This window comes from Acinetobacter sp. 3657 (assembly GCF_031456775.1).
Classification (GTDB): Bacteria; Pseudomonadota; Gammaproteobacteria; order Pseudomonadales; family Moraxellaceae; genus Acinetobacter.
The window spans coordinates 82,353-106,743 of sequence record NZ_JAVDVH010000004.1; the positions used below are offsets into that span (position 1 = coordinate 82,353).

At 39.9% G+C, this 24,391-nt stretch carries 25 protein-coding genes; 5 read left to right on the forward strand and 20 right to left on the reverse strand.

The features are described from left to right. Nucleotides 1-11: 11 nt before the first annotated feature. The 13 genes from J2Y37_RS06230 to J2Y37_RS06290 all read right to left on the reverse strand — a co-directional run bounded on the left by J2Y37_RS06230 (nucleotide 12) and on the right by J2Y37_RS06290 (nucleotide 12,861). The gene (locus tag J2Y37_RS06230) at nucleotides 12-788 is read right to left on the reverse strand and encodes a tellurium resistance protein (protein WP_349032246.1); all 777 of its coding nucleotides are present in this window, start codon (nucleotides 786-788) and stop codon (nucleotides 12-14) included. Between the two features lie 124 nt (nucleotides 789-912). Then, complete coding sequence (locus tag J2Y37_RS06235; protein WP_349032247.1) at nucleotides 913-1,329, reverse strand: PaaI family thioesterase; 417 nt, start codon at nucleotides 1,327-1,329, stop codon at nucleotides 913-915. A gap of 121 nt (nucleotides 1,330-1,450) precedes the next feature. Then, on the reverse strand, nucleotides 1,451-2,434 hold the full coding sequence (locus tag J2Y37_RS06240) for a fatty acid desaturase family protein (RefSeq protein ID WP_349032248.1): 984 nt from the start codon (nucleotides 2,432-2,434) through the stop codon (nucleotides 1,451-1,453). Between the two features lie 121 nt (nucleotides 2,435-2,555). Next, nucleotides 2,556-3,353 carry a PaaX family transcriptional regulator C-terminal domain-containing protein gene (locus J2Y37_RS06245; RefSeq protein ID WP_005197301.1) on the reverse strand — a complete coding sequence of 266 codons (798 nt, stop codon included), beginning with the start codon at nucleotides 3,351-3,353 and terminating at the stop codon, nucleotides 2,556-2,558. A gap of 217 nt (nucleotides 3,354-3,570) precedes the next feature. After that, nucleotides 3,571-5,451: a hypothetical protein gene (locus J2Y37_RS06250; RefSeq protein WP_349032249.1), complete on the reverse strand. Its 1,881-nt coding sequence runs from the start codon at nucleotides 5,449-5,451 to the stop codon at nucleotides 3,571-3,573. 110 nt (nucleotides 5,452-5,561) lie between these two features. Next, nucleotides 5,562-7,100: an amidophosphoribosyltransferase gene (gene purF / locus J2Y37_RS06255; RefSeq protein WP_004671521.1), complete on the reverse strand. Its 1,539-nt coding sequence runs from the start codon at nucleotides 7,098-7,100 to the stop codon at nucleotides 5,562-5,564. A gap of 24 nt (nucleotides 7,101-7,124) precedes the next feature. Next, nucleotides 7,125-7,718 (reverse strand): CvpA family protein, encoded by a 594-nt coding sequence (locus J2Y37_RS06260; protein WP_005197305.1) that lies wholly within the window; start codon nucleotides 7,716-7,718, stop codon nucleotides 7,125-7,127. A 1-nt stretch (nucleotide 7,719) separates the two neighbouring features. Then, nucleotides 7,720-8,727, reverse strand: coding sequence for a quinone-dependent dihydroorotate dehydrogenase (locus J2Y37_RS06265; RefSeq protein ID WP_349032250.1), 1,008 nt, complete (start codon nucleotides 8,725-8,727; stop codon nucleotides 7,720-7,722). A 118-nt stretch (nucleotides 8,728-8,845) separates the two neighbouring features. After that, nucleotides 8,846-9,325, reverse strand: coding sequence for a type II secretion system protein GspM (gspM, locus tag J2Y37_RS06270; RefSeq protein ID WP_349032251.1), 480 nt, complete (start codon nucleotides 9,323-9,325; stop codon nucleotides 8,846-8,848). Further along, on the reverse strand, nucleotides 9,325-10,461 hold the full coding sequence (gene gspL, locus J2Y37_RS06275; RefSeq protein WP_349032252.1) for a type II secretion system protein GspL: 1,137 nt from the start codon (nucleotides 10,459-10,461) through the stop codon (nucleotides 9,325-9,327). Before gspL ends, gspM begins: the two co-directional genes overlap by 1 nt. Nucleotides 10,462-10,514: 53 nt before the next feature. After that, nucleotides 10,515-10,970: a phosphoglycerate mutase family protein gene (locus J2Y37_RS06280; protein ID WP_349032253.1), complete on the reverse strand. Its 456-nt coding sequence runs from the start codon at nucleotides 10,968-10,970 to the stop codon at nucleotides 10,515-10,517. A gap of 191 nt (nucleotides 10,971-11,161) precedes the next feature. Continuing rightward, on the reverse strand, nucleotides 11,162-12,235 hold the full coding sequence (locus J2Y37_RS06285) for an NAD(P)H-dependent glycerol-3-phosphate dehydrogenase (protein WP_004671532.1): 1,074 nt from the start codon (nucleotides 12,233-12,235) through the stop codon (nucleotides 11,162-11,164). Nucleotides 12,236-12,282: 47 nt separating this feature from the next. Beyond that, nucleotides 12,283-12,861: a nitroreductase gene (locus J2Y37_RS06290; protein WP_349032254.1), complete on the reverse strand. Its 579-nt coding sequence runs from the start codon at nucleotides 12,859-12,861 to the stop codon at nucleotides 12,283-12,285. A 250-nt stretch (nucleotides 12,862-13,111) separates the two neighbouring features. Here J2Y37_RS06290 and J2Y37_RS06295 point away from each other — a divergent pair, with 250 nt between their 5' ends. Next, the gene (locus J2Y37_RS06295) at nucleotides 13,112-13,492 is read left to right on the forward strand and encodes a hypothetical protein (RefSeq protein WP_349032255.1); all 381 of its coding nucleotides are present in this window, start codon (nucleotides 13,112-13,114) and stop codon (nucleotides 13,490-13,492) included. A 51-nt stretch (nucleotides 13,493-13,543) separates the two neighbouring features. Here J2Y37_RS06295 and J2Y37_RS06300 read toward each other — a convergent pair whose 3' ends face one another. Both J2Y37_RS06300 and J2Y37_RS06305 read right to left on the reverse strand, forming a co-directional pair. Beyond that, nucleotides 13,544-13,789, reverse strand: a complete 246-nt coding sequence (locus J2Y37_RS06300) for a hypothetical protein (RefSeq protein WP_004671537.1) — start codon at nucleotides 13,787-13,789, stop codon at nucleotides 13,544-13,546. Nucleotides 13,790-13,940: 151 nt separating this feature from the next. Further along, on the reverse strand, nucleotides 13,941-15,131 hold the full coding sequence (locus J2Y37_RS06305) for a phosphoglycerate kinase (RefSeq protein ID WP_349032256.1): 1,191 nt from the start codon (nucleotides 15,129-15,131) through the stop codon (nucleotides 13,941-13,943). Between the two features lie 140 nt (nucleotides 15,132-15,271). On the opposite strand from J2Y37_RS06305, the gene J2Y37_RS06310 reads away from it, so the two are divergent. Both J2Y37_RS06310 and J2Y37_RS06315 read left to right on the forward strand, forming a co-directional pair. Further along, nucleotides 15,272-15,655, forward strand: coding sequence for a DUF2237 domain-containing protein (locus tag J2Y37_RS06310; protein ID WP_004671539.1), 384 nt, complete (start codon nucleotides 15,272-15,274; stop codon nucleotides 15,653-15,655). Further along, entirely contained in the window at nucleotides 15,655-16,248 is a 594-nt protein-coding gene (locus J2Y37_RS06315; protein WP_349032257.1) for a Maf family protein, read from the forward strand. The genes J2Y37_RS06310 and J2Y37_RS06315 overlap by 1 nt, the downstream gene beginning before the upstream one ends. On the opposite strand, the gene J2Y37_RS06320 is transcribed toward J2Y37_RS06315, so the two are convergent. Then, entirely contained in the window at nucleotides 16,245-17,129 is an 885-nt protein-coding gene (locus J2Y37_RS06320) for a LysR family transcriptional regulator (protein ID WP_349032258.1), read from the reverse strand. The genes J2Y37_RS06315 and J2Y37_RS06320 overlap by 4 nt on opposite strands. Before the next feature lie 120 nt (nucleotides 17,130-17,249). On the opposite strand from J2Y37_RS06320, the gene J2Y37_RS06325 reads away from it, so the two are divergent. After that, nucleotides 17,250-17,939, forward strand: a complete 690-nt coding sequence (locus J2Y37_RS06325; protein WP_349032259.1) for an NAD(P)H-dependent oxidoreductase — start codon at nucleotides 17,250-17,252, stop codon at nucleotides 17,937-17,939. A 72-nt stretch (nucleotides 17,940-18,011) separates the two neighbouring features. Here J2Y37_RS06325 and J2Y37_RS06330 read toward each other — a convergent pair whose 3' ends face one another. Then, nucleotides 18,012-19,502 carry an MFS transporter gene (locus J2Y37_RS06330; RefSeq protein ID WP_349032260.1) on the reverse strand — a complete coding sequence of 497 codons (1,491 nt, stop codon included), beginning with the start codon at nucleotides 19,500-19,502 and terminating at the stop codon, nucleotides 18,012-18,014. A gap of 126 nt (nucleotides 19,503-19,628) precedes the next feature. On the opposite strand from J2Y37_RS06330, the gene J2Y37_RS06335 reads away from it, so the two are divergent. Beyond that, entirely contained in the window at nucleotides 19,629-20,216 is a 588-nt protein-coding gene (locus J2Y37_RS06335; RefSeq protein WP_349032261.1) for a TetR family transcriptional regulator, read from the forward strand. Here the strand turns inward: J2Y37_RS06335 and cpaB are convergent. The 3 genes from cpaB to J2Y37_RS06350 form a co-directional block, all read right to left on the reverse strand. Continuing rightward, a complete protein-coding gene (gene cpaB, locus J2Y37_RS06340; protein ID WP_349032262.1) occupies nucleotides 20,213-20,839 on the reverse strand; it encodes a metalloprotease secretion chaperone CpaB in 627 nt (208 codons plus the stop codon). The genes J2Y37_RS06335 and cpaB overlap by 4 nt on opposite strands. A 14-nt stretch (nucleotides 20,840-20,853) precedes the next feature. Then, the gene (cpaA, locus tag J2Y37_RS06345) at nucleotides 20,854-22,632 is read right to left on the reverse strand and encodes a metalloendopeptidase CpaA (RefSeq protein ID WP_349032263.1); all 1,779 of its coding nucleotides are present in this window, start codon (nucleotides 22,630-22,632) and stop codon (nucleotides 20,854-20,856) included. Between the two features lie 446 nt (nucleotides 22,633-23,078). Further along, entirely contained in the window at nucleotides 23,079-24,332 is a 1,254-nt protein-coding gene (locus J2Y37_RS06350) for a serine hydrolase domain-containing protein (protein ID WP_349032264.1), read from the reverse strand. Nucleotides 24,333-24,391 lie beyond the last annotated feature (59 nt).

Here is a 24,391-nt window from a genome sequence, read left to right on the forward strand (position 1 = left end):
ATGTTCCCCTCTTATTTCTGTAATGATTTCTTCAGATTTTGGATTAGATTTTCTCTACTCTTGTCGAGCTGTTCAAGCACAGCCGAAGAATTTGACTCACGACTTTGCTTTAAATGATATTGCCACGCAGGAATTAAAACTTGCTGTGCTTCTTTGAAACGGTCTAATAGACTAAAAGACAAATGCTGAGACAATTGCATCTGTTTCATTGCAATATCATTGCTCGCCTGTAAGGTTTGTAAAGTATTAATTTTTTTTGAAAGCCGCTCTACAAAATGATCAAGTGTTTGCTGCTTGCTAAATGCTGGATATTCGCTTAAAAACTGCTCTGCCGCCACAATATATGCCGCCATTTGCTCTCTTAGGCCCAACACTTGTTGTAATCGAGATTGAGATTTTTGAATTTCAATCTGTAATCTTTGGCTTAAATGATTGGCTTGCTGAATAAGTTGATCTAAATCTTTGACATATTTGACTTGACCAGCATCATATTCAATATCAATCCCTAACCATTTCTGTAATGCATTAAATCTTCTACCGCCTACATACTTCTTTGATTGCGATAATTGCTGAATGATTTGAGTGATCACTTCACTGAGTTGTTGGTTGAGTTTGGGATCAACCCCATTCAACAAGACACTTTGCGCTTGAACCAAATGATCAGCATAATGACTCAAACGATGAGGATCGTTGAACAAAGGCAATAAATCATTACGTTTAATCGCTAAAATATGTTCTTGATTTGATTCAATTTGCGATAAAGGGGTAAGGTCAAGCGGTATAGTCATATCTGTAGAAATTAGTCAGAACAAATAAGTTTGAACAGCTTAGTTGTAGCATGTTCTGACTCTTTCGCATACTGAAATGTTGTTATGATTTGCAGTATTTGTCGTTGTTATTTTTAAAATTATTCTAAGATTTTTGTGGTATCGCATAGGTCCCGATAACGTGTGCCACAGCTTCTCCCTCATCACCAGAATATAACCAAACTTCACCCGTCACTAAAGTTTTGCCCACTTTAATCAATTTACAAACTGCTCGTATATTCTGACCTGCTTTGGGCTTACGAAAAAAGTTAATCGTCATATTGGTAGTGACTGCCATGGCAACCAACCCTAAATGTCCCATAATCGCCACATACAATACAAAATCAGCCACCAACATTAAGGTCGGACCCGATACTGTCTGACCAGGACGCAAATCCTCCCGATCAACTTGATATAACAACTCCGCACCTTTAGGTGTAATCGCTTCAATACTACATTTTCTAAGTGCTTGTGGAAATTCTTGAGCTAAAAACTCAACGATTTCATGTTTCGTAATTGTCATTTGCGACCTAATATCGATTTTCAAAAGTTTTAATTGTGTCAGTGAGGTCTTATCTGTCATTTATATATACGCATGGCGTAGAGCATACAGACCTCACCTATTCTTAGAGCTTAATGCAATTTCAATCTACACGATTAGAAAGTTCATTTAGCACTTGCCAATAGGTTGGCGGTTCAGTTACATGGCCACGCTCACGTAACATTTGATGCATTTTTGGCAGTTTAAAATAAGGAACTGTCGCCATCAAATGATGTTCTTTATGATAATTGACATGAATGGGTGCGACTAAAGCTCGTGCGATAAAACCTGCTTGTGTGGTGCGGGTATTGGTTAAAGCGCTGTTGCTCGTTGGCATACCGGCATGTTCTGCCATAGAGCGAACACGTAAAAACAATGGAAACGGGGTTAAATAAGCCAAAACCCAAAGCGCATACAGTTTAGGATGACCTGCCGCCCACAATGCAGAAAACATAGCGGTGTTAGTTGCAATCGCCCCTGCACTGTTTTTTAAAAAGGTCTTTGGATAATCAGACCAATGTCGCCCTTCCTGAGAAATCCAGCGACGATCATTCGAAACCGTCCATTGCATTTTCTCAATATCCATCAACACTCGCCCAACCGCAAATTTAAAACCCGTAACACCAGATAAATCACGGATAAATTTGCGCATCAAAGATTTTTTCGAGGTTGGAAAGCCTGCAACGAGTGATACATCAGGATCATCGACTGTTGAGGTTTTACTGTGATGACGCATGTGATGCGCGCGGTACTTATGTAGATCATTCCAAATTGGGCGTGCACATAACCAATCTGTCGCGGTGTCATTCAGCCATTTAGTTTTAAATAAACTTTGATGTGAAGCATCATGCATTAAGATAGCCAATGCCAATTGTCGACCCGCCAAAACCACCAACGCAGCGACACACATTAATAATTTGCCCCAAGCAGGCAAATATTCCCAAGAGGTCGCGACAGCGGCAAACGTTCCACCGATGACTGCCCAAGTTGACAATACCGCCCAACCACCATGTACATCCGATTTGGCTGTGAGTGCCGTGATTTCTTCCCTACTGAATAAATCGCTCATTGCGACACGTGTATTCATTTCGCTATCCTGCCTATTTATTTTATTTTCATAAATACGTAAATTATAATTTTATTTTAAATCATGTAATATTTCTGTCAATAAATTTAAAGGATATATTTTGTAATATCAAAATCGATACTTATACCGCACTTTCCTCATAAAACTTGGCCCATAGTGCTAACCCCGTTTGATCGAGTTGCTGAACACTGGATGCAAACTGATCCCGAAGTTCGACATCAACAAAATCTTCGGGTAATAATGGATCATTCATTAACAAGGAAATGGTCTGGCGACCCAACAATAGAGATTCTCTCGTTGCATCATCCAAGTCCAACTGGTTGACCGTCAGTAACCAGTCTTGAATCATCTGACTATATTTCTCATAATTTTGATTCAGTGTCTGTGTCGGCCATAATTTAGGAATACTGACCAAAGTTGCTGGGTCAAAATGATTAATCTGACAAATCTTGGCGCTGCTCTCTAAACCAGTCGCTTGTAATGCTGAGACAATATCTGCGAATGAAATCGCGAGATTATCCGGACGAATATAAATACCTTGTTCTAGTTCCTTAAAACCAAAATGTTTTAATGCTCTTTCTCGACGATTCAATGCAGTACGGTCAACCCGTCCTAATTCACCAGTAAACACCGCAAGATATTGGTGATTCCAGACTTTAGTACGCTTAATACCGCGCTTACGATTCAACATGACATCTGCCCACTCATGTGATTGGGCTGTAAACTGGTACACGCCACGCTCAATGGCTTCGATCACGCCTTCACCCGATAGACGAGTTACAGCAACACGAATACTATTCTCACTAATTTCAAACAATTTAGCAGCAATAATAATTTGTTTAATCGAAATCTCACGGCCTTGCGAACCTAAAAGTAAATCAATAATTAAATCTCGGGCATTTAGTTTCACTATTGTCATATTGCTATTGAACCAATTTAAAAATATAAAAATTTAAACCATAGAATTCTTTCATAAATACCTTTTGTTTCTCCCCATAGAAGAAATACAAAGCGGGTGCAATGAATGATAAAAGCGGCTTAAAGGGTTTAGGAATTCTAGCATTGCACACTGCAATTTTTATACGCTACCGATCAAAGGCATGCTCAAAAGAACATGGACGCATGCAAAATTTATCTTAAATAATCATCAAACTATTTTTCTTCTGCATTTGTTCAACAACTTCTTTAGTCTCAAAGCCCAAACGCCAATATAACAATTCTAAAACATCTAGCTCATCTTGCGTAATGATCCGGTCACTCCACAAACACCGCTCAGCAATGGCTAAGATATTGAGACGATCACGTAACAGCAGCCCAGACACATCATTTAAAATTTCAGCAAGATCAAGTGGCTCATCTGAAATGTCCGCATACCTTTGCATTTCATCTTCAGTTAAAAGAAATCTTAAAATGCGCTCGCGTACTTCGAGTTGATTTGGACTATTAATTTGTTGTACATGCAATAAAGCATCGATCAAATGAACGATCTGAGACTTCACGTCTTCAAATGCTGCTGGTAGATGTGCTGGCATCAAGTTTAACTCATGCTTCACGCGCTCTAGGAGCAAAGCATCTAGCAACCCCACTTCACCATCCGCTTGTATAATCGACGCTAATTTCGTTAAAAACTGACGTGCGATACTGGTCGGCATGTGACCAATATTTTTACACGCATCATGGAAGATTTGGACATGAATTCGACCATCTAAATTTAACAAAGCATCAACTATGGCATGACTTACTGGTGCATCTTGTGGAATAAACTCGCGGTATTGGCGAATCATTAAAATCGCCACCATAAGCTCTCGTGAGCCAGTTGCCGTCTGCATTGCCCTTTGAATCAATTCAGGGCGCTTCTTATGCTTACGCACTTCAGGATTGAGTGGCTTAATCGCATCATTCAATGCAAAACTGATTGGAGACAAGCGCAGCAAAGGTAATGGCTGAGGTGAGCTCCACGGTGTCGAGACATCAGTAATTTCTTCTTCCAATGAGCGGAACAAACTAAATAACGGGCGACTGCGCAACTTTCTAAGATTTTCTAATTGTAAATCTTGCAATAATGTTGGGTTTAGCTCATAGATCCGCTCTTTAATACTTGGATGAATATTCATCCAACTTTGTGGGCTGAGTGAGTTGGCAAAGCACATATGCGAAATCGATTCAGAATATGCACTGTGAATTTGCGAGCCTGAGTGATGTACATAGATACGCAATAGCGTTTGAATATTGGCATTATTATTCATCAAATGCATGGTTTTCAAATCATTACGAAAGGTTCGACCACTCAAGGTTAGATATTTAATAAAGCGTGTAATAAGGATACCTAAACTACCGATTAGCCAAATCACACCACCAATCGCAACAAAAATCGTTTCAAACTTATTACGACGTTTAGTTGCATAAGGACTATAGCCAGCCTGTGCTAATTTACTGCCCCACTGACTAAATGTGGTTAAGCCGCTGTAGAGAATTTTAAGCTTGGTATTTTCAACCGCCTCACCCGATAAAATTTGATTAAACTCATAACTCAGTAAACCATATAGCTCTAGTTCATCTAGATTCTGCAATGCGCCCCAAGTCAAAATAATCACAATATCTTGAGATTTAAAACCTGCCGTTAGTGCATTCACACCAACTTCATCAGGCAATACGTAAACGGCTGGAGTATCAATTGCAAAGCTATTTGCGACTTGCTCTACAACTTTTAATGCCGTGTTTTCTTCTGGGGTGCTTTCATCAAACACTAAACGTCGAGCTTTTAGCTGCTTCGCAAGTGAATGTCCGCCTTCACGTAATACATAAAGTTCCGCACCGACAGACCACAACATGACGAAAATCAATAAAGCAATAAAATACGGGCTAAGCGCATGCCACCAAATGAGCTGCGTATAATCAAAGAAATGAACCACCAGACCCAAAATTAAATTGAGAATAAAGACGGTCAATAACATCGCGAGCCAACAAAAACTCATTGACCATACGATGCTTTTATTTTCAATTAAATAATGGCTCATTTCTTTCAATGTAAAATTTCCTGATTACATTGTTTATATTAGGATGTTTCGTAGCCACCATCATAGAATAAAAAAGCGGGAATTTCCCGCTTTTCTATAAATGCAGTACGTTACTCTTCTTTGATGCCAGTTAAATCAACTGAAGCAGCATCGATGTTTACGTCAATATAGCCATCGGCTTGCTTCTTCGCTGTATCATTACGCTTTTGTTCAAGATCAGCTAGATAAGCCTTGTCGATTCCACCAGCAACGTAAACACCATCGAATACAGAGCAGTCAAACTCTGTTAAATCAGGCACTTTACTGGTACGAACAGCATCTTTCAAATCTTCTAAATCTTGAAAAACTAAGCGATCAGCACCAATAATTTCACGAATTTCCTCTACAGTACGTTCTGAAGCGATTAATTCTGATTTCGCTGGCATATCAATACCGTACACATTTGGATATTTCACCATAGGCGCAGCAGAAGCAAAGAAAACTTTTTTCGCGCCTGAGTCACGTGCCATTTGAATGATTTCATTACACGTTGTACCACGTACAATCGAGTCATCCACCAATAAAACATTCTTGTCCTTGAACTCAAGTTCGACAGGATTGAGTTTTTGGCGAACTGATTTTTTACGTTGTTGCTGACCTGGCATAATAAAGGTACGTCCGATATAACGGTTTTTCATAAAACCTTCACGGAATTTCACACCAAGAATATTTGCCAACTCCAATGCAGAAGTACGACTGGTATCAGGAATTGGAATCACAACATCAATATCGTGTTCCTCACTCCATTCTTTTAGAATCTTATATGCTAGTTTTTCACCCATTTTCAAACGAGCTTTATAAACAGAAATGCCATCAATAATTGCATCTGGACGTGCAAAATAGACGTATTCAAAAATACATGGACGATATTCTGGATTTACTGCACATTGCTTGGTGAATAGTTCACCTTCTGAATTGATAAAGATGGCTTCGCCTGGCTCAATATCACGCTCAATTTTAAAACCAAGCGCGGTAATCGCCACAGACTCCGAAGCAATAATATATTCGGTGCCTTGTGTGGTTTCTCGTGAACCATAGATCAAAGGACGAATCCCGTTTGGATCACGAAAGCCGACTAAACCATGACCAGTGACCATTGCAACCACACCATAAGCACCTTTACAACGCTCATGCACACGAGAAACGGTATGAAACATGTCCTCAGGTGTTGGGTTCAATGTGCCACATTTCTGCAACTCATGGGCAAATACGTTAAGCAAAACTTCCGAATCCGAATCCGTATTCATATGACGTAAATCTGTTTTAAACAGATCATCATGAATTTCTGCGGCATTGGTTAAATTACCATTGTGCGCAAGCGTAATACCGTAAGGAGAGTTCACATAAAATGGTTGAGCTTCAGCGCTACTTGATGAACCAGCAGTTGGATAACGAACGTGTCCAATGCCATAGTTTCCAAGTAAAGCACGCATGTGACGAGTATGGAATACATCACGTACCATACCGTTATCTTTGCGGAGAAATAAACGCCCTTGATCGCAAGTTACGATTCCTGCTGCATCCTGTCCTCGATGTTGCAACATCGTCAAGGCATCAAATAACATTTGGTTTACTGGCGATTTACCGGCAATCCCAACTACTCCACACATAGCAACCTCGCAACAAGCTAGCGATTAATAAAACGGATTTTTCGTCGAATGATCAGCGCGATGATCGGCTGAAGCACGTTCTGATTCATTCATGTCAATTGAAGGGCGATGTAATAACGCACCTTCGGAAGTCATTTGGTTTAAAGCTTGATTTGCAGCATCTTTGGATAACTCAGTAGCCAAAGGCGCATAAGGTAATAGAATTTGTACAAATTTCGACTGTTTCCAGTGTGGTGAACTCTCAACCCAAGGTCCTAGGCCTTGCATGGTAACCAAGACGATTAACAGTCCTTTTAATGAACCAAAAGCACCGCCTGCTAAACGATTTAATGGGCCCAATTTTAAAGTTTTCAAGAGTCCATTCAACAGGGCTGAAACGATCCACGTACACACCACGATGATCAGTACGATAAAAGCAAACGCTGCAATTTTTTGCACAACAGGATCTTGGCTTAGACTGCTCATAGCAGGTGCCAATACGACAGCGTACTTTGCTCCGACGATCAAAGCGAATATCCATCCGACCAAGTTCGCAAAGGCTTTTATAAATCCTTGACGCAAACCGTTCAGCCCTCCAATGAGCAAGATGATCAGAATAATGATATCAAGCGTGTTCATTTCACAATGTCATCGCGTTTACACAATCTTTTACAAGCACTGGACCGGTATAAATCAGCCCGCTATAAATTTGAATTAAGCTTGCGCCTGCCTGCTGTTTGGCTACAGCTTGGTCGCCAGATAAAATACCACCGACCCCAATTAACGGAATTTGTCCTTTCAAGACTGTAGAGAACTGACGTAAGCATTCTGTACTTTTTTCAAATACTGGTGCGCCAGATAAACCACCTGATTCATCGCCATATGGTAGATTTTCTACCCCTTCACGGCCTAAGGTGGTATTAGTCACAATCAAACCATCGATCTTAAATTTCAACAATTGCGCTGCAATAAAATCAATGTCTTCTGGGGTTAAGTCTGGTGCAACTTTCAGTACTAAAGGAACATAATGATTATATTGTTGTGAAAGTTCAAGTTGACGATCTTTCAAAGTTTTTAACAATTCTGTAAGTGCATCACCACTTTGTAAACTACGTAAATTTTTAGTATTTGGTGATGAAATATTAACGGTAATATAAGAAGCGTAATTATAGACTTTTTCTAGACAAATCAAATAATCAGAGACAGCATCCTCGACAGGCGTATCCGCATTTTTTCCGATATTGATGCCTAAAACACCTTTGAAGTTTGCTGCTTTTACATTTTCAATCAGTTGATCGACCCCATCGTTATTGAACCCCATACGGTTAATAATTGCTTTTGCTTGAGGGATACGAAATAAACGAGGTTGTGGATTGCCTTCTTGTGGGCGCGGTGTAATGGTACCAATTTCGATAAAACCAAAACCCAATGCGGCTAAAGCATCAATATGTGCACCATTTTTATCTAAACCAGCAGCGAGACCAACAGGATTTGGAAACTCGATCCCCATACAGGTCACTGGTTTTGCTGGGACTTTTTGATGCATTAAACCGAATTTTTGGGCTTTACCGAGCATGGAGAGTGTGAGTTCATGCGCACGTTCAGGTGCTAAGGTAAACAACAAAGGGCGCGCCAATGAATATAACATACCAATCACAGTCTACTGATTTTCAAGTACCCATATTATAGGCACAGGCTCAACAAAACACCATGCTTAGCATAGAGTTATTTTAGGTTCTGCCGATATTTCAAGCACGCATGCGTTGTTATTGTACCGTTGCAGTTAATTTGATCTGGTTATTGTTAGAGACCATTTCCATTTTTACCACACTCAGTCCCATTTGCGACAGTTGCATCAAAAAGTTTGCCAGTACAGCATAATTTTTATGTTCAGCAACAATTTGAATCTGCTCGCCACTCGGTTGTGATGAAACAGCAAGTCCTTGTTGTTGTGCCGTGCGTTGGATCTTATCTGCGGCGGAAAGTTCAAGATCATTTGCAGGTTTCATGGTTGCAGCATTACTCTGCATCCACACGGTTAAATCTTTTAATTCATTCACCCGTTTTTGTTGCTGATCGGCCAAACTATGCATTTTCCATACAGCTGCACCAATGACCACCACAACGACAAAAATAGTCGTAAAAATCACCATGATGCGTTCACGTGCCGATAAAGTTTGTAAATACTGATCTAAAGCTTCTGCTTTCTGATCGAAGTAATTTTGTATTTGCGTTAATACTTTCATTATTTTATTTTTACCGTCCCAATCGCACCGACACTGTCCGCTTGAACATTGCCTAATTCAGCTTGAAAACCCTGTTGATTGAGTTGCTGCACCAATGTTTGCAAAGCATTGGCTGAGTTGGCTTTCAGAGCCATCGACAATACAGATGCATCAAAACTCATCTGTTGAGCCACAATCTGATTTTGCATCAAAATAGGCCCAACACGACTCAGTAGTGAGAGTGCTTGTGCATCTCCAAGTCGACTCATACGCAACTGGCTTTCAAACTGGCTTTTAATATTTTGCTCAGTCACACGACTGTTTTCGCCAAACCAATACTTGTATTGATCCACAGCTTGTAGTGCGGTCTGATCAGCGACCTTTTTAAGCTTTGACCAACGTAATGCATCATAGCCCAACTGGACAAAAATCACGGCCATGAAAACAACAGCAGCGGCTTTCCAGTAACCTGACCATTGAATATCCGTATTTTTAGCTTTTGGGAATACATTGAAAGGATGTTGCTTGGCTCTTGGGATTTGATGGAATTGGTAACTAAATTCAGTACGCTGCTCTCGACTTGAAACACTTGCTAATTGATCTAGCTGATTGGTATTTAAATTTGCAAATTGATACTGTGTTTCAGTTGGCTGGAATTCTAAAAACAACCCTAAATCATCGACTGAGTTGCCTAACCAAGCATTTTCTCTGACCAGCAAATGATCATAAAGATTGACCAGCACCACCTGATTATTTTCAGGGTTGGCTTCTGGTTCAGGCAAAATCAAAAAGTCTGGTAAAAAAGCAACTATTTCAATTGGCAATAAACTTAAGGCATGCTGCCAAGTTTCAATTGTTGATTGAGCAACCCCTAAAATATTCAATTGATCCTGATGAAAATGATGCACGACTTTCATGTGATCAATCGGCAAAGTCACATACTCTTCCAATAGATACTTGACGCCCTCTGGACCTAATTGCTTGTAATGCGTCTTTGTCATCGGTTGCTGCAACATTTGAGCATTTCGGCTTGGGAAATAAATAACCGCTTCTTTTCCACTATGCGCTTGCAAGTCTTGAATCAATAGTTCAAGACTATTTGCCTGCAACCAATTTTCCCCAGTCGACCAATACCATGTTCCGTTGGTTTCGGGCATCCATATATACAACATACGTGTTTAGTACTCTTATTCTATTGCGGGAATGTCCGTTATATCGTTGGAATAAAACTATTCTTTTGCGTAGATAAACCATTGGCGATAACAGCTTGATCATAAATCCGCGCTTCAGCCAATGCAAATGGTTGAAAACTTTCAAGTGTTAATTGCTCAGCAATATGCGCAATGACATTCATATGACAAACCACAGCAATTGATTCATACGGCAGTTTTGATAGCCACTCAATTGCACCTTTCGCATCATCATCTGGTTTAATCTTATCGCAAATTAAAACTGGGATTCCTGCAAAATGAGCCTTGATATGTTCCAAAGTTTCTTGTGCACGTAATAATGGACTCACCACAAAAATCTCAGGTTGAATCATATCTTTTAGGAAAAGCCCAGTCTGTTTAGCTTGTTGATGACCTCGCGCTGTTAAGGGACGTTGCATATCATTTCCATTGATTGCTGGAGACGCTTCACCGTGGCGGACTAATGTAAGTTGCATAACATAACCTTATTTTTTATATCGCTATATTAACCATCATTGATGACAATTTAATAAATTTATTCCTCTTCTCTCCCAAGCCCACTCCTTTAAGAGCAGAAACTCCCACAAATCCTAACCAATCGTTAAATTCATAGGAAGCCCCCTCTTCTTGATCGAAGAAGGATTTAGAGGGAGCTTGGGAAAAATGTTCAAACTTCATGGTGTGGTAAAACAAATTCAACATCACTACGATGACCATTTTTCATTAAAGACAAAGCAATCGTCATTGGTGGTGCATTTTCAAAAATAACTTCATATAAAGCATTGGTAATCGGCATATACACATCTAGTTCGGCAGCTTTAGTACGAACTTGAACAATGGTATTAATCCCTTCTGCCGTTTGACCCAACTCTTTAGTCGCTTGATCAAGTGTTTTGCCAGAACCCAAGGCGAAACCAATTTGATAATTACGGCTTAATGGACTGTTACAGGTCGCAAATAAATCACCGACACCAGATAAGCCTAAGAAAGTGAGTGGATTTGCACCTTGCTCTACGGCGAAACGACTCATTTCGGCCAAAGCCCGCGTTAAAATCATACTCTTGGTATTTTCACCAATGTTATAAGCAGCACCCATCCCCATTGCAACCGCATAAATATTTTTGAGCGCGCCACCAAGTTCAACACCATGCACATCATCACTGCCGAATACACGAAATAATGCGCTATGTAATGCATGTTGTACTGCATAGCGTACCAATTCTGATTCACTCGCAATCACCGTACCAGATGGCATACTTGCCATAATTTCTTTGGCTAAGTTTGGACCAGACAAAACACCATAAGGAACTTCCGGCAATTCTTCCCGAATGATTTCACTCATGAAACTAAAAGTTTTTGCTTCAATCCCTTTCGTCAGTGAAACAACCGCTTGCGCGCTGATAAAGGGTGCGATTTGCTTAAGTACATCGCGAAATGAATGGCTTGGAATCGCCACTAAGATAATATCGCGATCACGAACAGCCAGCTCTAAATCTGCGACTGCGCGTAAAGTCGGTTCTAAAGTGTAATCAGGTAAATAGCGTTTATTGACATGCGTTTGATTGATTTCTTCAGCGACGGCTGCATCACGAATCCATATCATGGTATCGCAACCATTGCGTGCAGCTAAATTAGCCATTGCGGTACCGAAGCTACCACCACCGAGTACTGTAATTCTTAATGCCGTTTTTTGATCCACTGCAACGGGTTCAACTAAATCGCTAAATTTTAACTCTGCCATTTTTTATCCTGAAACTAATTTCTTTGTTTAATCATTCAAAAATAAGATTAGGTCGATTGCCATATTTTTACAAAATTCTGACTCTCTATTTCTGCACGTGGTGCAATGACTTTAGCAGCCGTACCAATATAAATAATACCTGAAATCAAATCTTGCGCTTGTAATCCTAATTGACGCTTAAGCCAATCAGACTCAACCACGGCACCAGAACGCCACATACTTGCAAAGCCTTGTGCCTGCAAAGACAACAACAGGTTCTGAATCGCAGCACCTGTACTGAGGATTTGCTCAAAATGTGGAACCTTAGGATGATCTTGAAGTGTTGTTAACGCTAAAACCAACATCGGTGCGCGAAACGGATGATGTTTTGCACGCTCCAAATGAGTTGGATCTGTTTCACCTAAATCAGCTAAAGCCTTGGCCAAATGTTCGCCAAAAGCAGCTCGATGCTCAGCCGTGATGACCACGAACCTCGTCGGTTTTAAACGATGATGATCAGGCGCTGTTAATGCAGCTTGAATTGCTTTTTCGAGTTGCTCAGTATTCGGTGCTGGTTCAATTAACTGCCCAATAGATTGACGTTGATGAATATTTTGATGAATTGTCTCTATATTTGAGTCCGTCATTGACATGAATCTAACTAAGGCAAGGATTTTGCTAGATTAGCATAATCTGAATAATTTTCACTACGTCTAATTGAGGCTTGTTTAATATTCATGAACGAATTTCATCACTGTAAATAACATCATGAGCTAGAGATTAAGATGTGATAATTTCCCTTACCAAGTGTCACAACAAACTGTACACAAGCTGCGAAAGTAATTAAACATTATATGTTTCAATAATCAGATGATGTTCATCACTAGAGAAAAAGCAATGAAAAAAAATTTAGTTATTAGTTTAATCGGTGGTTTAGCGCTTGGATTAACAGCATGTGCATCTACTCCAACCAGTACATTGGCCATTCAAAAAGAAAATAATCAATATGAAGTGACAGGTATTGGCAAGACCAGTCTCATTTCTAAAAACAATGCGATTAGTGCTGCACAGAAGACCTGTACTCGTAATACCTCGGCTGTTGTGGTGGATGAAAAAGTGGTTTATCAGGGCGTGTTAAAAGGTGTCGTAGATGAACAAACTGGCAGAATGGTAGAAGCTGCCGCAGGTGTGCTTGGCTCGATGACAGGTACCAAAGCATCTTTATCTAAAGACGATGACTATCAAACCACACTAACCTTTTACTGCAAGGCGAACTAAATAATACAAAAAAGCCGATGCATATGCATCGGCTTTGGTATCTGTTAAAGCTTATTGAAGTTCACTTGCTGCAACTTCTGTATCAGCATCTTCAACAACATCAGTATTGTGCTCATCCATGATTGGTTTATCAATTGCATCGATAGCAGCTTGTTGAGCAGAAGTCGTCTCTGTTGATACAACTGAAGTTGCTTGTTCTTGGTCTTCAGCAGTTTTTGCTTCTTCTTTCTTTGCGCAAGCAGTCAATACCATTACTGGTGCGATCATTAAAGCAATAAGTGTTAGTTTAAAATTCATTGCAGCTTCCCATCATTACTGGTTAGTTTGATGACAATGATATGTCAACAATGTGACACTTTTATGACCACAATACAATAAAAAAGCAAAAGAGCCGATTTACATCGACTCTCCTCTTTCATCTTTTGTTATAAATCAAAAGATTAGAACTTTATTGAGCACGCTCAATTAATACAGCTACAGCAGGTAAAGTTTTGCCTTCTACAAACTCCAAGAATGCACCACCACCTGTTGAGATATAACCAATTTGATCTGCCACTGCATATTTATCAATTGCAGCAAGTGTGTCACCACCACCCGCGATTGAGAAACCTGCTGACTCTGCGATTGCAAGTGAAAGTGCTTTTGTACCTTCGCCAAATTGATCAACCTCGAAGACACCCACAGGGCCATTCCAAAGAATGGTTTTTGAAGATTTCAAGATTTCAGCAAAAACTTTTGCAGTTTCAGGACCGACATCCAAAATCATGTCAGTGTCAGTCACATCTTCAACTTTTTTCACGACCGCTTGAGCATTTGCCAAAGAACCCAAGAAATCATCAAAGTTGATTTGACTTGCATCAGCAACCACAACATCGGTCGGTAATGGAACACTTACCTTTGCAGCAATTTGCTTCGCAGTTTCAATCAAGTCAGCTTCATACAGTGATTTACCCACATTGAAACCAGCAGCAGCTAAAAATGTATTTGCAATACCACCACCAACGATTAATTGATCACAAAGCGTTGATAATGAATTTAATACATCAAGTTTAGTTGAGACTTTAGAACCTGCGACAATTGCCACCATTGGCTTTTCAGGTGTTTGCATAGCACGACCCAAAGCATCCAACTCAGCAGCCAATAAAGGACCAGCGGCAGCAACTTGAGCAAAACGAGCAGCGCCTTCAGTAGAAGCTTCTGCGCGATGTGCTGTACCAAATGCATCCATCACGAAAACATCACAAAGTGCAGCATATTTCTTTGCAAGTTCTTCGTTATTTTTCTTTTCGCCATGGTTGAAACGAACGTTTTCAAGTAATACAACTTGGCCCGCTTCAACTTCAACGCCATCTAAATAGTCAGTCAATAATTTAACGTCTTGACCTAAAGCTTTGCTTAAATAAGCAGCGACTGGCGCAAGCGATTGTTCAGGTTTTGGCTCACCCTCTACAGGACGACCAAGGTGAGAAAACACCATAACCGCTGCGCCTTTTTCTAAAGCAGCTTTGATGGTCGGCAACGCTGCACGTAGACGTGCATCGCTGGTGATTTCCCCACTTTTTACAGGAACGTTTAAGTCTTCACGAATAAGAACACGTTTACCTGCTAAATCAAGGTCAGTCATGCGCTGGAAATTCATGGATGGCTCTCTAATTGATTTTAAAAACGGCACAATTTTAAATGATTCTCAAAAATAAAGGTGAGTTTTTTTTGTAGAAAAGCTGTCGAAAGCCTCACTTTTGATTATGATAACTCTCGTCTTTATATCTTTTTATTATTATGTCTATTCATCCAGATCCTAAAATTAATCGTTTAAACGTACTTGGCGAACCTTTAGCCAGTTGTTGTTATGACCCAATTACGGGGTACTTCCGTAATGGTTTCTGCCACACATCTACTACCGATTTAGGTCAGCACACCATGTGCGTGCAAATGACCTCTGAATTTTTAAATTTTTCCCAAAAAGTCGGCAATGATCTCATCACACCTTTGCCAGAAATGAGTTTCCCTGGTCTCAAACCTGGTGATTTCTGGTGTATCTGTGTGACACGCTGGGTAGAAGCCTATGAAGCAGGTCAAGCGCCACCGATCAAACTGAATGCCTGCCATAATGCAGTGCTGCACTATGTTCCGCTCAATATCCTTGTGGAATACGCAGTGTAATGAACCAGTTTGAGCTTATTTTGGCTTCAAGCAGCCAAACACGCAAAGATTTGATGGATCGTTTAGGTCTGAAATATCATTGCATTTCACCTGATATCGATGAGTCGGAAAATGGTGAAATGCATGCTGATGATCTGGCCAAACGTTTGGCTTATGAAAAGGCAAGTGTTATTGCTGCACAACATCCCCATGCCATTGTGATCGGTTCTGATCAAGTGGCTTGGCGTGAACATGCACCTTATGACTTTATTGGTAAACCTTTAACCGTTGAAAATGCAATTCAACAATTACAAGCCAACTCAGGTAGAACGGTCTTCTTTAGTACCGCTTTAAGTGTTCAACATGCACAATCAGGCTTTGAAACCACACTGGTTGAACATTACCAAGTAAAATTTCGAGCACTCACACTTGCTGAAATCGAGCGTTATATTGAAATAGATCAGCCCTTGCATTGTGCAGGTAGTTTTAAATGCGAACGCTTGGGAATCAGCCTATTTGAGAAAATGATCGGTGATGACCAAACCACGTTGATGGGCTTACCGATGATTCAACTGTGTAAAATTTTGCGTGAACGTGGAATTAATTTGCCTTAAACGCCAATAAACTGCTGCTTAAGCCATTGTTGAAAAGTCTGTAGCCCCTTGTGGTCTACATGTCGCTTAGGCAGCATGGTGTAATAGCTGAACGGACTTTCCCAAGCAAGTTGGCTTGAGTCATTTTCACATAGCCAACCCTGTGCAACAGATTGCTGTACTAATATTTTACTGACCACTGCAACCCCTAACCCTGCCAAAGCAGCCTGAATGACCTGATTTTCATCCTCAAAAAAATCAGGCTTGGGATATTCTTGTCCCAATAATTGTGATAAGAAATCAGCGTGATCATGTTTTAACAAATCTGCATTTTTCCACTGAGTCATAAACAGTCTCATTTGAGATTGATCTGTGAGATTCGCCCAATATTGTTGAGTTGCAAATAAACCAAAAGTGTCTTTTACAAGTGCGACAACATGAGAATTTTTAAGGTCAGCTACACCGTAACGAATCGCCATATCAATACTTAAATCATGATTTATATCGACCATCTGATCATCCGCTTTAATTTGTATATCAATATCGGGATGTAAATTTTTAAAGTCATTTAGTCGTGGCACCAACCACATTGCTGCAAAAGCATTTGTGGTGCTAATGGTGATTTTCTTAGCACTAGCTGTTAATTCAGACAAAATTTGTTTTAATTCTGAGATCATTTTTGTACTGACCGTTGCGAGCTTTTCACCTGCTTCGGTTAACGTTACAGCTCTAAATCCACGTACAAATAGCTTTATTTCCAACTCTTTTTCCAGTTCACTGATTTGATGTGAAACTGCTGTGGGCGATACATTTAATTCTTGAGCAGCCGCTTTAAAACTTTTTAAGCGTGCAGTTGCTTCAAACACTTTTATACTATTCAGTGAGGGTAATCGCTTCAGCATTTCTGCCCCCATTTCTTAAGATGAGAAAAACTCATCTTATACAAAAATAATGTCATTTGTCAGCGCTTATACAAATCATCAAACTTTAAAGTCTGTTCTATAAGATTGAGTAAATTTCAAATGACTACCCTACTGCATATTGATGCCAGCGTCCGTTCATTTTACGGCGAAGGTGAAAAACATAGTTCTCTTTCTAAAATGTTGGGACAACATTTAATAAAACATTGGAAAAAGCAACAATCTGATGATCCAGTCATTTATCGAGATATCGGAGATCACACCCCAAATTTTATTTCACAACTATGGCTTGAAGCGGTATTTACGCCTGAGCAAAAAAGAACGGATGCACAAAAAGCAGCGTTAATTGAATCTGATCAATATATTGATGAAGTTGCAAGAGCAGATATCATCTTGATCACCACCCCAATGTATAATTACGGTATGCCTGCTGCACTAAAAGCATGGTTTGATCAGGTGATAAGAATCAATAAAACCTTTACTTTTGACTTAGCCAGAGGTGACTTCCCGCTTGAACCGATATTTTCAAATAAGACTTTAATTTTACTCAGTTCATGTGGAGAATTTGGTTTTGGTGAAGGAGGAATCAGGGAGCACATGAATCATCTTGGCACCCACATCAAAGTACTCAGTCATTATTTAGGTGTGGATCAATTCTTCGAAATTCGCTCTGAATATCAGGAATTTGGAGACAAAAGACATGAGGACTCGATACTTAGTGCAAAGCAAAAAATTGAAAAACTTGTATCCGAGCTAACAACAACCCAATCAAAGAAAATGCTCACTGCATAAATAAAACACGAGCAACATAGTTTTCAAATATCCCCTCATCCAAATGCTTGATTTGAATGAGGGGAATAAAACCTATCCTTCAACTGTGACTACTCTTTTCGGCAAAGCGAACCAAATAAATATGGTGAGTACCAAGAAAAGGAATGCAGCAACAGTCAAGACCGAGCGATGTGATTGGCTAAAAGCTTGTTTCGCCGCCTGAATGACGCTTTCAGCCACCACTGGCTGTAGTTGTTTACTGGCTTGAATCGCCTCGCCAATAGAACTGCTGGTTTGTTCTAACAAATGATGAGGTAAATTGCTTGGTATCACGATCGAATTGGCATAGAACCACGAAAGCATCAACCCGAAAAATGCGATACCCAAACCAGCACCTAGTTCATACGCCATTCCTTCAATCGCACCTGCTGCTGTCGCCTTGCTTGGCGGAACCGAAGACATAATCGCAGAGGTTGAGGCAAGTAAAGCAATTTCTACACTCAGACCTAATACCACCATCCAAGCCCACGCTTGTATTTGAGCTTGCATAAAATCAGTATTTGCCAATCCCCATAAGCTTACCGCACTCATCAACATCCCAAAAGATGCAACTGATCGTAAACCATAGCGATTTACCAGTAGACTTGCGATTGGCCCCCCCAGACTGATCGCAACCATGAATGGTAAAATAAACGCGCCTGCTGCGAGTGGTGAAAGTTGATAGACGAACTGAAGCTCTTGGGAAATGAGCAACTCAAACCCAACTAAAGCCATCATTGAAACAATCGCCATCACCACACCTGTGGCAATCACAGGATGCTTAAACAACTGAATATCAATCATCGGCGAAGTTGATGTTAATTGTTTACGAACGAAGCCAATCAATAAACCCAAGCCGACGACAAAGATTAAAATTGCCCCAATTGAACCTCCATGCATGGCAGATTTAATCGCATAAATCATACTCAGGATTGCGACCACGAGAACAAGGGCTTGTAATAAGTTCAGACTTTGCTTTGGTTGCCCTGTTTGCTTAGGCACGACATAAGCAGCCAATACCAAAACGAACAACACAATCGGCACATTGATCAAGAATACTGCGCCCCAATGAAAGTGCTCCAGTAAAAAACCACCAACCAATGGACCAAAAGCTGCTCCGCCACCGCCTACAGTCGCCCAAATACCCAACGCGAAGTTACGTTGTTTTTCATCGAGGAAAGTATTCCGAACTGCAGATAAAGTTGCAGGCAAAATCATTGCCGCACCGACAGCCAACAGAGCACGTGAACCAATCAACGCCCATGCGGTTGAGGAAAATGCTGCTGCTAATGATGCAAGACCAAATAAAATTCCACCAATAATCATCAAGCGCTTATAACCAATGCGATCACCCAGTGCACCCATCGGTAAAATAAGTCCAGCCATGACCAATGAATAGATATCAATAATCCATAGCAGTTCATTTGCTGATAAAGAAAGCGACTCACTCAATGTAGGTGTCGCGACATGTAAAACGGTTGCATCAATCGAAACTGGGAGATAGATCAATACAACGATTGCAAGAATTAACCACTTGCGTGACATAAATGCCTCTAAATTTGGACAGGTGTTCAAGTTGGTGCTATTATAATCAAAATTGAACACTTGTCCAATTTTAAAATTTAAGTTAATTTGTTGCTGGTTGTGAAACAGCTCATCAGGTTTGGAAAAATGGCTTATTTAAATCGAGAACAACGTCGTGAAATGATTTTGCAGGCAGCGATGCAGGTTGCTTTGGACGAAGGATTTTCAGCAATGACTGTTCGACGTATTGCAACTGAGGCACAAACGTCTACTGGGCAAGTTCATCATCACTTTTCATCGAATTCGCATTTAAAGGCTGAAGCTTTTATCAAACTCATGCAACAACTCGATGAAATTGAAAATCAAGTCGATACCGTGAATTCGTTACAGCGCTTATCTTTACTACTTGGTTGTGAAAATATCGAACAGATTCAACCGTACCTTCGGCTTTGGAATGAAGCAGAAGTTTTAATTGATCAAGATCAAGAGATAAAAAATGCCTATAACATTGCGATGCAAGATTGGCATAAATCAATTGTTAAAATGATTGATCAAGGCAAAGCTCAAGGCGAGTTTAAATTTGAATCAAACAGCCAAGACATTGCTTGGCGTTTGATTGCATTTGTGTGCGGACTCGAAGGGATTTATAAACTAGGACTCAATGGTCTCAATGAAGCAGATTTCAAACGTCATACCGAAGTCATAATACGTGCAGAGTTATCTGCTGAAACTTAGTGATCATGATCATGCGCATGTAACTCATGATCCTCAACACCCTCGTCCATACTCAGCACAACACCCTGACCATTTTTGATTTCAGCGGTATAGTTTCCTTTGTCACTGTATATCTGAATAATCGTATACTGATCTTTTTGACTTTGAGTTATGGTAAAGAAATTTCGTTCAGGACTTCCTTGCTGGAAGCGTCCGTGCCAACGTAAAATATCATCATCCACTTTTTCAATTTCAACAATCTCGCCACTACGATTTATCCCATATTCAAGCATTTGAAACTTAACAACGTCTCCAACCTTTTTAGTTTCAATAATGTTTTGATTGTAACGAACTGCCATTCCTTTACCACTTTTGGACAATGGTAGCGCACTGTTTACTCTCAATTCATCATCTTGTATTTCATGAAATAAGACTGTTTCTTTTACAACCTTTTCCAACTCTGCTTTTGAAAGATTCAGGTTTTCTCTCGGAAACGTTGAAACATCCTGAACAGATGACTTTATTTTTGTTGAGGCACCATCTTGCGTAGATGCAGCAACATGATCTGGCTTTAAAAAGAAAATTAAACCTGCAATCACGATGAACGTGACTACAAGTAGAAGAATAATTTTTGAATGCTTCATGCTTTAGAAATCACTTAATTGTATTGTGAAATTCGGACGGCGTTCGCGTTAATCACACTGACTGCATCCTTTTTACCTTCTTCACCTAAACGAACACCATATTTAGGGTTATACAAATATGGACTAGAATAAAAATTCAGATTATTTCCACCCAATGCGGTACTACCCAATGGATGACTAAAACCAGAACCGATATTGCTAGAATCACCATGGTATAGTCCCAAGTTATGGCCTATCTCATGACGCATGGCAGCAACGGAACATCCAGTGACATCATTTGTGCCAATCATATTATAGGCGCTGGCATTGACATAAGCCCAACCACAACCACCATTACCAGCTTCATTACCTTGATAATACACACCATCAGCCAAAACACGCTTACGCTCACCCTGCACTGTGCTATCTGAACGACCAACACTCAATGCTTCTGTCAAGGTTGCTGAAGGAATCTTGTAAGTGATATAGCCTACTTGGCGTAAGTAGAACTTAGCGGATGAGTTCTCTGCCGTTACATTGGTCAGATTCAACCCCTCAATCAAACGAAGTTTTGCGGCGCTTTCTCCTAAGATTGAAGACACTTCAGGACTGTTGACGAATAACATATCGATGGTATGACTATCGTTGGTCCAACCTTGACTAGTAAAGATAAAGCGGCGGTTTTCACCATTTTTAATCGTAGTTGACAGCCCATTCGCAGCCAGAACAAAACTATTAGCATCTGCCGTAGAAGTGAGAATAACTTTATCTCCAACTTGTGCAGTTGTAGGTAAATTTACGGTTTGTCTCCAATTACTATTCGAGATTTTCACTTTTAAGGTTGGTTCAGTCATATTTGGTAAAACCGAAGCAATATTACTATTTGCTTCAATCATCTTGATTGGTGCAGACATTAATACCCAATGACCTTTATCACTTACAAACATAAATTCATATTGATCGCCGGTTTTAAGTGCCAATGTTGCACTACTATTAATATTGGTATTATTAATTTTGGCTGGCCAAGTTGCAGTTGATTTTATCCAAATGCGGTCACGATCATTGGCAGTAGTCGGCAAGGTGAAATTAGGCACCCAATTTGCATCTGCAAAGTTAATTTCTGTCACTGGAGTAGATACCGTACTTAAACTTGCACCAATGTCTTTTACATTAATTTTTACAGGTTTAATAAATTCAGGTATCCATTTCTGTAATTCAGCATTGTATTTCAACCAATATTCACTTCCTTGCGTAAGGTTGAAACTGCTCGGAAACAGTAAATTAGCTTTAGAGATTTCTGACGGGTACGTCGCAGTAGACGTAATTTGCACGAGAGTACCATCACTCACATTTGATGGTAGTGCGATTGTTTTCGCCCACTTACCATCAGCCAGTAGAATATGTTGCAGTTTCGTATTGTTCAGTGCGATTTCTTCAAATTGTGCATTAGTGGTTGGGCTAATGGCCGCAAGTTGAATCACCCATTTTTTCAGATTTGCATCATATACAAACTGGAAGGTGTCACCACTTTGAATTTCAAGTACTTCAATTGGCAAATTGGTATTGGATGTATCCAAATAACTTTTCCAACCAGCACTTGATTGAATCGTAATCTTGTCTTGGTGATTGGCAGTGTTTGGTAAATAGATATTTTTTACCCAATTTCCATTGGATAAAACAAATTTCAAATCGGCATGACCACTTGGAATACTGCCGCTATTGTTAATCTGGTTTGGAGATAATGTTGTTGAAGCATATACAGCTGTTGTCACTAGCACACCAGCCAAACAAATTGCTTTGAGTCCAAATTTCATTTATAAGTCCTTTTTTTGTGTATTTTTTACACAAACAACTTTAACAAAACAAGAGGTCACCATCAAGCTTTAATTTTATAAATATTTATTAAATATCATGAGTTTATTTTTATCACAATTTCATTAATATATGTTCAACAGCTCAAATTTAACCGTAATAACACCAATTAGACAGGCAATTTTTCGCTTAGTTAATACCGCGACTGGATTCTACTAATAAATGCGTGTTTGAACACAAAATAACCTGCTATTATTTAGTTTTCATAAACAATAAAGCTTTTTGATTACTTAACTTTCAATACTAGCAACTGACTATTAATTATTTTAACCTCCCCATCAAAGTTCAACTAAATTTCTCGCTCAAACGATGATTTGATAGACGTTATTTAGATTCAATTCATCACTTTGTGTAAGATAAGCATGTTTGATAATTAAAAAAAGGTGGTTTAAAACCACCCTTTTCGCCCCGTCAGAGCTGCATCTGCGCAACGTAAAGCTTCTTGGCTTAATCCCCACAACCGATAATCACCTGTTGAAGAGGTAATATTAAAGTTGTGTGTATATGCAAAGCTTAGCCCACGATCAGGATCACACCAAGCACCTGAACCATTAAAACCCATGTGTCCGAAACCATGAGGCGTGCGTTTGCCCATCGTTAAAATTCGGTGATAACCTAAACGCCAATGCATTGGAATCGGCATCACACGATCACGCGCCTTACTTTGTACTTTACTGAGCTGTTTATAAACATCTGGATGAATCAACTGCTGATCATTCCACTGTCCTTTATTGGCAAGCATTGCATATATTTTCGCAAGACTATTTGCTGTAAACACCCCATTTGCAGCTGGAATCGCCGCTTGTAAACCTACATCGCTAAAAAAACTAAAACCTCGCATGCCTTTAGGAATCATTGCATCTTTGAAGTCGTGAGGATCTTGTCCAGAGAGTTCCAGTAATTTTTCAGACCAAGAAGCTTTGCGAGCAGGATTCGTTTTTTGCGTTGTTGGTATCGGTGACGTCGGCGCTTTTGGCTTTTCTAAAAGACGTGCTACACGAGCTAATTCTTGTTCTGGTACTCCAAAATAAGCGCCATCCAATGCCAATGGCTGAACCAAATAGCGTTGCATTAACCAATTCAAAGGCTGTTTTGCCGCTTTTTCCAATATACCACCAACAATCCAGCCATAAGTCAGTGGTTGGTAAGCAAAACCTTGACCCGCTGTAAAACGTGGCGTGGCCGCAGCCATCACATCCAACATATGCGACCAATCCAGCATTTCCGTTGCGGTATCAATCATATTGCGAATATCAAACAAACCACTTTGATGAGACAAAACATGGCGCAAGGTCATATTGCCTTTGCCATTTTGAGCAAATTCAGGCCAATACTGTGCAATCGGTGTATCGTAATCAAGTAAACCCTCACTCACCAGAATATGTGCAAGTGTTGCTAATACACCCTTCCCAGTTGAATAACACATCGATAGCGTGTCGGATTGCCAATCTTCTTCTTGAGATTTTTTACCTGTAAAAATATCAACAACTTTTTGACCGTAGAAATAAACAACTAAAGCAGCGCCACCCTGCTGACTTCGAGCATCTTGAAAACGGCTAAATTGACTCGCTAAATCCACAAACCGCTCATCAACACTGCCATGATAATTTTGGGTATTGGCAAGTAAAATCTCTTTAATCAATGTTCAAGTCCTTATAATATTTATGTTTTTAGAATGCCCCTCTTGCGAACAAAAGGGAT